Raw genomic sequence first — 13,615 nt, forward strand, 5'->3', positions numbered from 1 at the left:
AACTTAGCCCCGCTTAAAAACAATTGATGGCCAAAAAACGAACAAAATCCAAATCAAAAAAAACTACTTCTACTGCCAAGAAGAAGGTAACCTTTAAGCCTTCCAAGCAGAACAAGATTATTTTTGGCAGCCTTTTGATCGTTCTCAGCATTGCGCTTTTTTTCTCTTTCATGTCGTTTTATTTCACATGGCAAGAGGATCAAAGCATGCTGTCCCAATTTGCGGACCGTAATGCCCAAGCAAGCAACCTGCTCAATAAATTTGGGGCCGGTGTAAGCCACTTTTTTATGTACAAAGGCTTTGGTTTGGCCTCTTTTGTGTTTCCGTTCTTATTGGCCGTCACCGGGCTCTATCTCTTTTTGGGATTGAATGGAAAACGATTGATCTCCAAATGGATTTGGGGGCTGGTCGGAGTCATCTGGGGATCCATTGCACTTGGTTTTTTTGCTGCGGATTTTCCATTGTTGGGTGGCCTTATCGGTTATGAAATGAATGACTTCCTTCAGGATTACACGGGAAAAATCGGTGTATTCTTGATTCTGATATTTGTTTTGATGGTAATCTTGGTGCGATTGTTCAATTTCACCCCCGAAGGGTTTGCCAACTTCTTCCGCAGACAGAAACAAAAAATCAAATCTGATTTTAATGAAGAACCTTCAATCCACAACACCCAAACCATTAATGAAGATGGGGAGGGCAGTATTGAGTTGAGTACAGATGATAAGGTTCCTGAAAAAATAGACACTTATACCCATAAAGAAAATATTCCTCCGTTAAACGAGGAAGCGGGACTCGATGTAAATCTTCCGCAAGAGGAAGAATCCGATATTGATCTAAAAGTTGAAGAAACACCCGTTGAAGAGGAAGAAACCGATGTAACAGCTGCCAGATTGGTAAAGGATTTTGGGGAATTCGACCCAAAACTGGAATTGGGCAACTACAAATTCCCCACATTGGACCTTTTGGAAGCCCATGGTGCTTCAGGTGGAATCACCATCAACCAAGAAGAGCTTGAGGAAAACAAAAATAGAATTGTTAGCACCCTCAAAAATTATAAAATAGGAATCGCCCAGATCAAAGCGACCATTGGTCCTACCGTAACCCTTTATGAAATTGTTCCTGAAGCGGGAATACGAATCTCCAAAATCAAAAATCTAGAAGACGACATTGCTCTTTCATTAGCGGCATTGGGCATCCGAATCATTGCTCCTATTCCCGGCAAAGGCACCGTGGGTATCGAGGTGCCCAACAAAAACGCCACCATTGTTTCCATGCGTTCGGTAATCGCTTCCAATAAATTCCAGAAAGCGGAAATGGAATTGCCCATTGCCTTTGGAAAAACCATTAGCAACGAAACTTTTGTGGTTGACCTTGCCAAAATGCCCCACATGCTTATGGCTGGTGCTACGGGTCAAGGTAAATCAGTTGGATTGAACGCCGTCATCACCTCACTCCTTTATAAAAAGCATCCCGCAGAGGTTAAATTTATTTTGGTAGACCCCAAAAAGGTGGAATTGACCCTTTACAACAAAATTGAACGTCACTTTTTGGCAAAACTGCCCGATTCCGAAGAAGCCATCATTACAGATAACACCAAGGTAATCAATACCTTGAACTCCCTTTGTATTGAAATGGACAATCGCTACGAGTTGCTCAAATCTGCTATGGTGAGAAACGTTAAGGAATATAATGTCAAGTTCAAGGCCAGAAAATTGAATCCGAACGATGGACATAAATTCTTGCCATACATTGTTTTGGTGATAGATGAGTTTGCAGACTTGATCATGACAGCGGGCAAGGAAGTGGAAACACCAATTGCCAGATTGGCACAATTGGCACGTGCCATAGGCATTCACTTGATTATTGCCACACAAAGACCATCGGTAAACGTAATTACCGGTATCATCAAGGCCAACTTCCCTGCTAGGATAGCGTTTAGGGTAACCTCAAAAATTGACTCCAGAACCATTTTGGACGCGCAAGGTGCCGACCAGCTTATCGGTAGAGGAGATATGCTCTACACTCAAGGAAATGACGTTACAAGGTTGCAATGTGCTTTTGTGGACACACCAGAAGTGGCAAAAATTACCGAATACATTGGTTCGCAACGTGCATACCCCGAAGCGCACTTACTGCCAGAGTATGTAGGCGAGGAATCTGGCACAAGTCTTGATAATGATATCGCGGACAGGGATGCTATGTTCAAAGAAGCTGCCGAAGTTATTGTAACGGCCCAGCAAGGTTCCGCTTCCCTTATCCAACGTAAATTAAAACTTGGGTATAACAGGGCCGGTAGAATTATAGACCAATTGGAAGCAGCCGGGATCGTAGGGCCATTTGAAGGTAGTAAGGCCCGACAAGTTTTGGTGCCCGACATGTATTCTTTGGAACAACTATTAGAAAATGAAGCAAAATAAGACCATGATCAAGAAAAGTATTCTTTTTATAACATTGTTTACCGTAGGATTAGCTTCTTACGGACAGAACTCCGATAAGGCCAAAGCACTTTTGGACGAAGTTTACAACAAAGTGCAGAGCTACGATAATATTTATATTGATTTCCAATCTACCTTGGAAAACACCGAGGCCGACCTAAAACAGGAAACCAACGGAAACGTAACCTTAAAGGGCGAAAAATACGTACTCAACTATTTCGGGGCCAAACAAATGTACGATGGCAACAAAGTTTACACCGTGGTTCCAGAAAACGAAGAAGTAACCATTGAAGACGTTAACGAGGACAACGACAATGTGAGCCCCTCCAAAATGTTGACATTCTATAAAACGGGACATAACTACCAATGGGATATCCTTCAAAATGTAGGGGGCAGAAAAATCCAATATGTAAAATTAATCCCCATCGACTCCAATACGGAAATCAAATCCGTGCTGTTGGGTGTGGATACGCAGACCAAACACATCTATAAACTGATTCAAACGGGAAACAATGGTACCAAAACCACCATTACCGTTAATTCTTTCAAAACCAATCAGCCCATATCAAGTACTCTGTTTACCTTTGACGAGAAAAAATACGAGGACAAAGGATATTATATTATAAGAAACTAGGCATTGAAAATACTTGATCAGTATATACTAAGAAGATTTCTTTACAACTTCTTCAGTTCTTTTTTCATTCTCATCGTCATATTCATTTTTCAGGGAATATGGCTGTTCATTGATGATTTGGCGGGAAAAGGACTGGGCATGGTAATTATTGGCAAGTTTATTTTCTACTTTATCCCAACTTTGGTGGACAAAGTGTTGCCGCTTACGGTACTCCTCTCCTCCATCCTTACCTTTGGTACATTTGCGGAAAATTATGAATTTGCCGCCATGAAAGCTTCGGGTATATCGTTGCAACGTGGTATGCGAAGCCTTATCGTGTTTGTTCTGTTCTTAGGTGTAGTCACTTTCTTTTTTGCCAATGATGTGATTCCAATATCAGAACAAAAAATGTTCAACCTAAGGCGAAACATTGCCAAAGTAAAACCAGCAGCCGCCATTACCGAAGGTGTTTTTAGTGATTTTGAAGGAACCGGCGAAGGCATGAACATTAAAGTGGACAAAAAACATGGGGAGCAAGATCGCTTTTTGGATAATGTCATCATCCATAAAAAAACAGATCAGAATATCAACAATACTGTCATTAAGGCAAAATCCGGTGAGTTGATCAGTAGCGAGGAATCGGACATCATCCAATTGGTATTGAAAGATGGGAACTACTACGAAGAGGTTATGCCCAAAGATGCCAAAGAACGACGAAAGCAACCGTTCGCCAAATCAAATTTTGAGACCTATACCATCAATATTGATATTTCGGAACTCAATGATCAGGATTTGGAAGAAGATCAGAACATCACCACAAACAAGATGAAAAATGTGGGACGGCTCATTAAGGATATTGATTCCCTTCGCGAAAACAACCTTGAAAAAGTAGTTGCATTTTCCAAAAACGTGGTTAATCGCATGGGGGCATTTCCGCCCAAAGTGCCAAAAGATACTACCATGCAAAATTTAGAGCTTATTCAACCCCCAAAAAAGGTAGAGAAGACCGAACAGGATTCCATTAGAACCATCGATCAATTTATAGAAAGTCTGGAACAATGGGAGCAAATTCAAGTAATGAAAAAAGCCCAGAACGAGGTTTCCAGTATATTGAACACGGTGACTTCCAAAAAGAACGAGCTGCAAAGCAGGTACAAGTTCTATAACAGCCACATTCTATCGCTGCATCAAAAATATGCACTGGCACTTTCGTGCATCATCTTGTTTTTTGTAGGCGCACCTTTAGGGGCTATAATTCGCAAAGGAGGATTGGGATTGCCCATGGTGGTCGCTATCATTTTATTTTTAACCTATTATTTTATCGGTGTATTTGCCGGCAACTATGCCAAGGAAGGAAACATTCACCCCGCCATTGGGGCTTGGCTCCCAACAATGATCATGCTGCCCTTGGGCATATCGCTCACCAGACGTGCAACTGCGGATAAGGGGTTAGTAGGATTTGGTCACTTTATAGACCGTATCAAATCAATATTTAAAAAGAAAGATAAAGAAGCTGAAGATCAATGATCGCCAAGAACAAAAAAATACAACTAAACGCCATTGAAGAAGCCATTGCCGACGTTAGGGACGGTAAGGTAATTATTGTGGTAGATGACGAGAACAGGGAAAACGAAGGTGATTTTATTGCTGCTGCCGAAAAAGTTACCCCCGAAATGATCAATTTTATGGCCATGCACGGCCGTGGTCTTATCTGTGCCCCCTTAACCGAGGATAGATGCGAGGAACTGGAGCTGAACATGATGGTACAAAACAATACGGTATTGCACCAGACCCAGTTTACCGTTTCCGTGGATTTATTGGGGTATGGATGCACAACGGGCATCTCGGTTCATGACAGGGCCAAAACCATTAGTGCCCTTGTAAACAAAGACACCAAACCCCACGAACTGGGAAAGCCTGGACATATTTTCCCGCTCAGGGCAAAAAATGGAGGTGTATTAAGGCGTACCGGACACACAGAGGCTGCAATAGACTTTGCAAGATTGGCCGGCCTGGAACCTGCAGGTATTTTGGTGGAAATTTTGAACGAGGATGGAACCATGGCACGATTGCCACAATTGATGAAGGTTGCCAAAAAATTTGACCTTAAAATTGTTTCCATTGAGGATTTGATCGCGTACCGCATGGAACACGATAGCCTTATAGAACTTAAAGAGGCATTTACCATGAACACCAGATTCGGAGAATTTAGACTGCGTGCGTACAAACAGACGACGAACGATCAAGTCCACATTGCGTTGCTAAAAGGAAATTGGAAAAGTGGAGAACCTGTACTTACCCGTATTAATTCCACGCTAGTGAACAATGATATGCTGGGTACTTTGACCAATAATCCGGATAAAGGTTTGCAGCGTATGTTCAATGCATTGAACGCCGAAGAAAAAAGTGCCATTATTTTTATAAATCAAGAAAACCAATCCATGAACCTATTGAGCAGATTGTCCGAATTCAAAAAGCTTCAGGAAGAGGGAATCAACAAGGCTCCAAAGATTGAAATGGACAACAAGGACTTTGGCATTGGTGCGCAAATACTTCACGATATCAATATTTCCAAGATTCGATTATTGACGAATTCCGGACAAACCAAGCGTGTGGGCATGGTTGGTTATGGTCTTGAGATAGTGGAATATGTGAATTACTAATAGACAAATACAAGTTCAAGAATCAAGTTCAAGTTTGTCATTCTGAAAGTGTAAAACATTTGGAGAATCTTTCAACCAAAAAGCATTACTCTCATTACTGTAAAGGTTAACTGTCGTGGCCATTTGTGTAATTCATGTCTGTTGTTAGGCAGAGGTTATTGTAGTTTGATGCTCGATGCATAAAGTGTTATGTTGAGCCCTTCGGATACGCTCAGGATAAACTAAGGTTGAAATGTCGAAAGTCAGTGGTCAGGCGTGCCTTATCTTTTTACTAAAAAAGAGATTCTTCGTTTCACTCAGAATGACCATATTAATCAAAAGGATAACCTGAACTTGCCAGCCCAGTAGACGAACAAGTTCAGGTTCAAAAAAACTGATATTACAGATGGACTTTATTAAAGGTTCAGGTTGAGACCCAACCTAAAGTTTCGTCCTCGTGTCGTGAAACCAAGCAGTTCCCTGTAATCCTCGTTCAACAAATTGTCCGCATTTACGAACACATTTAGCTTGTTTTTGATCAGTTCATGTCTGATGGAAAAGTTCAATAATGAAAACGGTTCCAAAGCAATATCCGAATACGTAGCAAAATCCGTATCAAACCGCTCACCTGTATAAGCATAGCTTAACGATGCACTCGTACTCTCACAAAACTGGTACCACAAGGATACATTGGCCTTATGTTTTGGAATACGGATGGCATTGTCCCCTTTCCGTTCCGTGAAGGTGTAATTAGCATTAACGCTAAAAGTGCTCCAAGGCAACCACGTAGCTTCCACCTCTACCCCATTGGCATCAATTTCATCCGCAATGTTAATACTCATAAAATTGGCATCGTACCCAATGGCATTGGTTTCATTTCTATCAAAATAAACAGTGCTAATTCTCAACTTTTCATTGAATTTGAATTCAACACCCCCCTCAATGGTCGAATTTTCTTCAGGTTCCAACTCCGGATTCCCGCCAAAGGCACCGAACAACTGCGTTAAATTTGGTGTGATGTACGATGTGGCATAAGACCCCATCAGTTTCACATATCCGTTTTCAGTTTCAAAAACATAAGAAGGATTCACATTGTACACAAAATGGTTTCCATATTCAGAGTGATTGTTCAGTCTGGCGCCCGCATTCAAGTTTAACCCAAAATCTGAAACATACACCACATTCGCATAAGGATCCACAATGGTAAAATCAACATCTTCAGTAAAAACAGCTTCATCTTTGATGTAATTCACTCCTAAAATGGTATGGAATTGCTCACCAAAAACATATTTGTTGTACACATCCAACACCCAATTGCTTCCCTCGGTGGTGCTTTCACCAAAGGTATCATTGGCCACGGATTCATAATCGGTAAACGCTGTATTTAGGTGGACCGAACCTTTGCCATAGCCATATTCGGATGACAACCCGACTCTTTGCTGCTCATTCTCACCCAAATTAGGTGCTTCTGCCTGTGTGGCATCGTACTCATTTTTAAACCTGGTCTGGTTTCCATAAACCTGAACCCCAAAAGCATCAGAGAATTGATACCCAAGCCTTAAATTGGCACTGTAATGTGAAAAAATATCCTCCTCATTCTCCGGCGTTACTGCAGCTGACAGGCCGCTTTTATATCTATTGGAAAAATCCACCCCGTAGGTAAACTTACCCAAAGTTCCGTTCATATTAGCCGAATTTTGAATACTCCCTAAATTATAATTTTGGTCATCGGCAGTTTGATTGGTGCCCACACTTGTTTCAAAATTTCCTGCAATCTTTTGTTTTGAAGCCCTTTTTGTAGTGATGTTGATCACGGCCGTAACCGCGTTGGTACCATAAAGTGTACTGGCAGCTCCTTTAATGATCTCGATGGACTCGATGGTGTTTGGAGAAAGCAACCGAAGATCGTACTCCGCCGAAAAAGTGGAGGGGTCCGACACCCGAACACCATCAATGATCACCAAAACCTGACGACCACGGCCACCACGGGCATAAACCCCAAGCACATCGCCATCCCTACCACGGCTACCGGCTATTTCGATACCACTTTTGGTGTTGATAATTTCCGCAACCGTTCTGCCCTGGTTGCGCTGCATTTCTTCGGCCGTAATCTTGATGACCGTCTTTCCTGAGTTTTCTCTTTTCAACTCAAATTTTGAATCGCTCACAACAACCTCGTCCAGTCGCTGCACCTTAAGTGAATCTTGCTGTACGTTTTGCGCAAAAATTCCCTTACCCGCCAAAAGGGCGGTAATTAACCATAAATGATTTTTTTTCATTTCGTTTAATTGAATAAACGGGAGAATAGTATGATATTCATACGTAAACTTTTATCCCGAAAGTTTAACATTGTTTGTTTGAATGTGGCAGGTCTCCTGGCTTGTTCAATGTTACTCGCCCTTCCCATTCAAAAAAAGTGAACAGTGGGTATGTAGAAAGTAACACCCTCATAATTGAGGTGCCAAATCTAGTTTGGCATAAACTCACAGTTGCGGGAACAGCTCCGGTTTTGCACCGGATTCCCTTTTAATCCCACGGAAAAAATCCGTGCGAACCAAAATTCGGGGTCAAAGCTAATCAATCTGTTTAATCTTTTCTCGCAAAACTTAAATAATCTTACTTTTGACTTATGACAAAAAAACAGACGTCAATTCTTTTCTTTGGATACCTTTTGGTGGTGTTGATAGGTTGCAAGCAAGCAAAAAAATCGCAACCTGTTCAAAAACAGGAATCAACATCCTCCATAACCTATGCAACAGGCTTTACGGTAAAAAAAGAAGCCAATTTTACCGTGATAGAGGTCACCGCGGCTTGGCCTGGAGCAGATAATTTTAAATATGCCTTGGCACCAAAAGAAAAATTACCATCAATTACTTTCCTGCAAGGTGAATATGATGCCATCGTGGGTACCCCGGTCGAAAAAATAGTGCTTACTTCAACCACTCACATAGAGCCTTTAAAGCAACTCGGAGAACTCAAAACTATAGTCGGATTTCCCAACACCGACTACATTTCTTCACCAGAGGCAAGAAAGCTTGTGGAAAACGGTCAAATTCAAAACTTGGGCATGAACGATGTCCTCAACACGGAAATGGTGCTGATGCTAAACCCCGAGCTCATCATCGGGTTCAGTATTAACGAAGAAAACAAGGCGTACGACATTCTAAAAAAGGCTGGGATACCAGTGGTGTACAATGGCGATTGGGTGGAACAGACCCCATTGGGCAAAGCAGAATGGGTGAAGTTTTTTGCGCCCTTCTTTCAAAAAGAAAAATTGGGAGATAGCATTTTTACCGAAATTGAAGCATCCTATAAACAGGCCGCTGCATTGGCAAAAAAAGCAAAATCCAGACCAACCGTGCTAACTGGCGGATTATACAAAGACGTTTGGTACGTGGCAGGAGGCAACAGTTGGATGGCCCAGTTCCTGAAAGATGCCAATGCCGATTATCTATGGTCCAACACCGAAGAAACGGGAAGCATTGGTCTTAGTTTGGAGTCCGTTTTGGAGCAGGCACAAGATGCCGAATTTTGGTTTAATCCTTCTTCCCAAACTTCTTATAAGGAATTGAGCAATGCCAACACCCATCACCAACAATTTTCCGCCTTCGCCAATAAAAAAGTATACTCCAACGCCATTGAAAAAGGTGAGACAGGCGGGCTTATTTTTTACGAATTGGCACCGCACCGCCCAGATATTGTTTTGAGGGATTTCATCAAAATAGTACACCCGGAATTATTGCCAGAGCATCAATTGCAATTCATTAAACCAATAAAATAAATGCAAGGAGCAAAAACATACCGGTTTTCCTTTCTGCTGTTGATGCTGGCATTGATCCTATCCTGTCTTCTCAACATTAGTTCGGGTTCCGTTTCCATTCCTTTTGCAGATATGCTATCCACGCTTTTGGGAAAAACTTCGCAAGTTGCATCTTGGGAATACATTATCTGGGATTATCGGGTTCCCAAGGCGTTTACCTCCATTTTGGTGGGCGGAGGACTTTCCTTGAGTGGGCTTTTAATGCAAACCCTGTTCAGAAATCCATTGGCAGGCCCTTTTGTACTGGGGATTAGTTCTGGAGCCAGTTTGGGTGCCGCTTTACTTTTGATGGGCGCTTCGTTGTTGGCAGGCTACACTTCCTTCTCTTTTTTGGGTGATGTTTCCCTGGCCATTGCCGCAAGTATTGGTAGTTTTTTGGTGCTTTTAATCGTAATGATTGTTGCCCAACGCGTGAAAGATACCATGGCCTTGTTGATCATTGGACTGATGTTCGGCAGCATCACCTCCGCCATTGTAAGCGTGTTGGCCTATTTTTCGAGTGCCGAGAACCTGCAACGCTTCATCTTTTGGTCCTTTGGAAGTGTGGGCAACCTTTCAACAGGGCAGTTACTTTTATTGCTTGTAATCGTTGCCTTGGGAGTTTTGCTCAGCATACTTTCCATAAAATCGTTGAACGCCTTGCTTCTAGGGGAACACTACGCACAAAGTTTGGGAGTTTCCTTAAAAAAATCCAGGTTGACCATAATTATCGCTACGGGACTGTTAGCAGGGGGTATAACCGCATTTGCAGGGCCCATTGCTTTTGTTGGGCTGGCCGTACCGCACCTAACCCGCCAGATTTTTGATACCATGGAACACAAAGTACTGATTCCTGCCGTGATGCTGTACGGTGCTATTTTAATGTTGCTGTGCGATACTTTGGCGCAATTGCCCAATTCCGCCAGCGTGCTGCCGATTAATGCTATCACATCCTTGGTTGGAGCCCCTGTAGTGATATGGCTCTTGGTGCGTAAACGAAAAATGATGTTCTAATGGCCAATAACAACAAAAACATACTGTCCGTTAAAAATTTGGCCATTGGGTACGAATCAAAAAATGTTGCGGAGCATATCAATTTTGATTTAGATACCGGAATGTTGTGCGGGGTTGTCGGCATTAATGGTATTGGGAAATCGACCTTGTTGCGCACTTTGGGAGGATTTCAACCCAAATTATCTGGAAGCATCCTGTTGAAAGGCAAAAATTTGGAAAAATATACCTCATCCACCCTATCCAAGGAGCTTAGTGTGGTTTTGACCGAGCAGCCTGCCTCCAAAAACTTGACTGTACAAGAGTTAATCGCCTTGGGCAGGCAACCCTACACCAATTGGTTGGGCACATTGACCGAAGACGACAAACATCAGATTAAAGACAGTTTGGATGCTTTTTTATTGAAAGAACTCCAACACCGCAAATGCCACGAACTTAGTGATGGACAATTACAACGGGTTCTGGTGGCACGAGCCATGGCACAGGACACTTCCTTGATTTTGTTGGATGAGCCAACCACCCATTTGGATCTATACCACAAAGTGCAAATCCTGAAAATGCTTCAAGAATTGGCGCACAACAAACAAAAAACCATCCTATTTACCACACACGAAATCGAATTGGCCATTCAATTATGTGACCGCATATTGATTTTGGATGGAAAAGACCATCCGTTTGGCGACCCGTGTCAACTTATTGAACAAAAACACTTTGACCGTTTATTTCCTTCGGAAATGGTACAGTTTGATGCCAAAACAGGTTCGTTTAAGGTGACTAAGTAATTTTTGAACCGACAGAAATCCCGTTAGCTCAAGTTTAAGTTCAAGAACAAGCTTCAAGTTCAAGAACAAGTTCAGAGTTCAGAGTTATGAGTTACAAAGTTATTCGGTTATTGAGTACTGCAAACTGCAACTGCCGACTGCCGACTGACTTCGTGCATCAAGCATCAAGTTCAAGTGTCAAGTTCAGAGTTATGAGTTCGGAAGTTATTGGGTTATTCGGTTATTGAGTTATTGAGTTACTGCCTACTGCAAGTTCAAATTCAAGTTTCAAGTTCAAGTGCAAAGAAAAGAGAGCCAAGAGCCAAGACCGCTGCGCTGTTAGACACAAGAACCAAAACTTCTGAAGTTCGGAGTTTGGAGTTATGAGTTACAAAGTTATTCGGTTATTGAGTACTGCAAACTGCAACTGCCGACTGCCGACTGACTTCGTGCATCGTGCTTCCAACACCGAGCATCAAACAACCCAACAACCAAAAACAAAACCGCCGAAAAACCCGTAGGCACTCCGGCGGCAAATAATTTTTACTGTAAAATTAAGGAGCTATCTTAAATTTATTGACAATTCACACCTTCATAGGTGTAGTTTCCCGTAAAATCCCAAGCATGAATGTTACTCAGGGTGTTAGCGGCATCACCTGCCTCTTGTCCACAAAAGGTAAGATTGTCCATCCCCAAGGTTATACCATCTGGACCATTATTCTGTTCTACAAAGTTGCTCCACCCTATCAATGTGGCATTAAAGTTTTCCTTGGACATCCCTGAATTGTCCAGCATACTGTTCATGGATTCCACACTGCCAATGTCCCAACTACCGAAATCTTGATCAAAGGAAGTGGCTCCATAGAACATATTGCTCATATTGGTCACATTGCTTACGTCCCAAGTGCTGATATCCCCGTTAAAGGAAGAGGCATTCCGGAACATAGCAACCATAGTGGTCACATTGCTTACGTCCCAAGTGCTGATATCCCCGTTAAAGGAAAAAGCATCTCTGAACATACCGCTCATATTGGTCACATTGCTTACGTCCCAAGTACTTAAATCCCCGTTAAAGGAAGTAGCACCACTGAACATAGAACCCATATCCGTCACATTGCTTACGTCCCAACCGCTAAGGTCTCCGTTAAAGGAAGGGGCATTATGGAACATAGAACTCATATTGGTCACATTGCTTACGTCCCAAGTACTGATATCTCCATTAAAAACATCCGCGTATTGGAACATACTACCCATACTGGTCACGCTACTTACATCCCAACCGCTAAGGTCCCCATTAAAGGAAGAGGCACCATAGAACATACCGTCCATAATGGTCACTTGGGAAAGGTCGGGGACATCCGTGGCATTGTACACCATGTTGGAACAACCACCTCCAAAAGCTCCATTAAAACTTTTCCACTGTATGTTGCCCCATTGCTCCAAGCTCATGAGTTTATCTGTAGTTCCTCCATCGAACATTAGAATAGCTGGGAACTCCCCCTGTATGGCCACGGTATAGGTACCCGCCGTGGCGTAAACATGGGATGGTTTTCCGTCAGCATTGGTAAGCTCTTCCACTGTGCCATCTCCCCAGTCCACTGCATAGTTGTAGGTGTAGCTAAATTCTAAACCAATGGTGATCTTCTCCCCATCGGTCTCGGTCTTCCAAGTGGTAATAAAGGAGTCGGGGTCCTCGGCCATGCCCTCTATCACGTTCTCCACGGTTATCGTTATTGTGGCCTCGGCGGTCTCCTCACCATCGCTAACGCTTACGGTAATGCTGTGCTCCGTGGCGGTCTCGTAGTCCAAGGTCTTGCCCTCGGCCAAGGTAAGTTCCCCTGCCGCGGTCAGCATAAAAAGGTCGTTGTCGTTCTCTGTCAGCTCAAAGGTAAGCTCGTCCTCGTCGGCATCGGTGGCGGTCACCGTACCTATTACATCAGTATCGGCTATGTCCTCCTTTGCGGTAAACTCCTGTGCTTCGATCACTGGGGCCGAGTTGGCGGCGCCCTGGGTCACTTTTATGGTGATCTCTGCATTGGCCGTGGTGTTGCCATCGCTCACCCTTACCGTTATACTGTGCTCGGTGGCGGTCCCAAAGTCCAAGGTCTTGCCCTCGGCCAAGGTCAGCACCCCTGCCGTGGTCAGTAGAAAGAGGTCGTTGTCGTTCGCGATCAGCTCAAAGGTAAGGTCGTCGTCCTCTGGGTCGGTGGCCTCTACCTGTCCGATCTCATCGGAATCGGTGATCGCTTCGGACACTGTAAATTCCTGTGCCTCGATCACCGGGGACTGATTATCTGGGTCGACCGCTGTCACTTTTATGGTCACCGTGGCATCTACTTTGGCCGTGCCATCGG

Annotated in this window: 9 protein-coding genes and 1 riboswitch; of the genes, 7 read left to right on the top strand and 2 right to left on the bottom strand. The window is 43.2% G+C overall.

The genetic code is table 11. The annotated features are described in order from the left end of the window. Nucleotides 1-26 precede the first annotated feature (26 nt). From AC13CS_RS07265 to ribB, 4 genes are read left to right on the top strand one after another with little or no spacing between them, the layout of a single operon-like run. Complete coding sequence (locus AC13CS_RS07265; RefSeq protein ID WP_293163516.1) at nt 27-2,417, top strand: DNA translocase FtsK; 2,391 nt, start codon at nt 27-29, stop codon at nt 2,415-2,417. Next, nucleotides 2,404-3,069 (top strand): outer membrane lipoprotein periplasmic chaperone LolA1, encoded by a 666-nt coding sequence (lolA1, locus tag AC13CS_RS07270; protein WP_482888703.1) that lies wholly within the window; start codon nt 2,404-2,406, stop codon nt 3,067-3,069. Before AC13CS_RS07265 ends, lolA1 begins: the two co-directional genes overlap by 14 nt. Nucleotides 3,070-3,072: 3 nt before the next feature. Continuing rightward, nucleotides 3,073-4,575 carry an LptF/LptG family permease gene (locus AC13CS_RS07275; protein ID WP_293163519.1) on the top strand — a complete coding sequence of 501 codons (1,503 nt, stop codon included), beginning with the start codon at nt 3,073-3,075 and terminating at the stop codon, nt 4,573-4,575. Further along, the gene (ribB, locus tag AC13CS_RS07280) at nt 4,572-5,711 is read left to right on the top strand and encodes a 3,4-dihydroxy-2-butanone-4-phosphate synthase (protein ID WP_293163522.1); all 1,140 of its coding nucleotides are present in this window, start codon (nt 4,572-4,574) and stop codon (nt 5,709-5,711) included. Before AC13CS_RS07275 ends, ribB begins: the two co-directional genes overlap by 4 nt. 395 nt (nt 5,712-6,106) lie before the next feature. Here ribB and AC13CS_RS07285 read toward each other — a convergent pair whose 3' ends face one another. Continuing rightward, nucleotides 6,107-7,969 (bottom strand): TonB-dependent receptor plug domain-containing protein, encoded by a 1,863-nt coding sequence (locus AC13CS_RS07285; protein WP_293163525.1) that lies wholly within the window; start codon nt 7,967-7,969, stop codon nt 6,107-6,109. 69 nt (nt 7,970-8,038) lie between these two features. Beyond that, nucleotides 8,039-8,264: riboswitch (cobalamin riboswitch) on the bottom strand. Between the two features lie 55 nt (nt 8,265-8,319). Here AC13CS_RS07285 and AC13CS_RS07290 point away from each other — a divergent pair. From AC13CS_RS07290 to AC13CS_RS07300, 3 genes are read left to right on the top strand one after another with little or no spacing between them, the layout of a single operon-like run. Then, on the top strand, nt 8,320-9,471 hold the full coding sequence (locus tag AC13CS_RS07290; protein WP_293163528.1) for an ABC transporter substrate-binding protein: 1,152 nt from the start codon (nt 8,320-8,322) through the stop codon (nt 9,469-9,471). Continuing rightward, complete coding sequence (locus AC13CS_RS07295; RefSeq protein ID WP_293163531.1) at nt 9,472-10,503, top strand: iron ABC transporter permease; 1,032 nt, start codon at nt 9,472-9,474, stop codon at nt 10,501-10,503. Then, the gene (locus AC13CS_RS07300) at nt 10,503-11,282 is read left to right on the top strand and encodes an ABC transporter ATP-binding protein (RefSeq protein ID WP_482888705.1); all 780 of its coding nucleotides are present in this window, start codon (nt 10,503-10,505) and stop codon (nt 11,280-11,282) included. The genes AC13CS_RS07295 and AC13CS_RS07300 overlap by 1 nt, the downstream gene beginning before the upstream one ends. 552 nt (nt 11,283-11,834) lie before the next feature. Here AC13CS_RS07300 and AC13CS_RS07305 read toward each other — a convergent pair. After that, the coding region (locus AC13CS_RS07305; protein ID WP_482888706.1) for a BspA family leucine-rich repeat surface protein at nt 11,835-13,615 on the bottom strand (1,781 nt) is incomplete at its 5' end.

The organism is Flagellimonas sp. B-3 (assembly GCF_056857835.1).

Bases quoted from the DNA above. Each gene is read 5' to 3' on its own strand.
- AC13CS_RS07265 (WP_293163516.1), top strand. From the start codon at position 27: ATGGCCAAAAAACGAACAAAATCCAAATCAAAAAAAACTACTTCTACT.
- lolA1 (WP_482888703.1), top strand. From the start codon at position 2,404: ATGAAGCAAAATAAGACCATGATCAAGAAAAGTATTCTTTTTATAACA.
- ribB (WP_293163522.1), top strand. From the start codon at position 4,572: ATGATCGCCAAGAACAAAAAAATACAACTAAACGCCATTGAAGAAGCC.
- AC13CS_RS07285 (WP_293163525.1), bottom strand. From the start codon at position 7,969: ATGAAAAAAAATCATTTATGGTTAATTACCGCCCTTTTGGCGGGTAAG.
- AC13CS_RS07290 (WP_293163528.1), top strand. From the start codon at position 8,320: ATGACAAAAAAACAGACGTCAATTCTTTTCTTTGGATACCTTTTGGTG.
- AC13CS_RS07295 (WP_293163531.1), top strand. From the start codon at position 9,472: ATGCAAGGAGCAAAAACATACCGGTTTTCCTTTCTGCTGTTGATGCTG.
- AC13CS_RS07300 (WP_482888705.1), top strand. From the start codon at position 10,503: ATGGCCAATAACAACAAAAACATACTGTCCGTTAAAAATTTGGCCATT.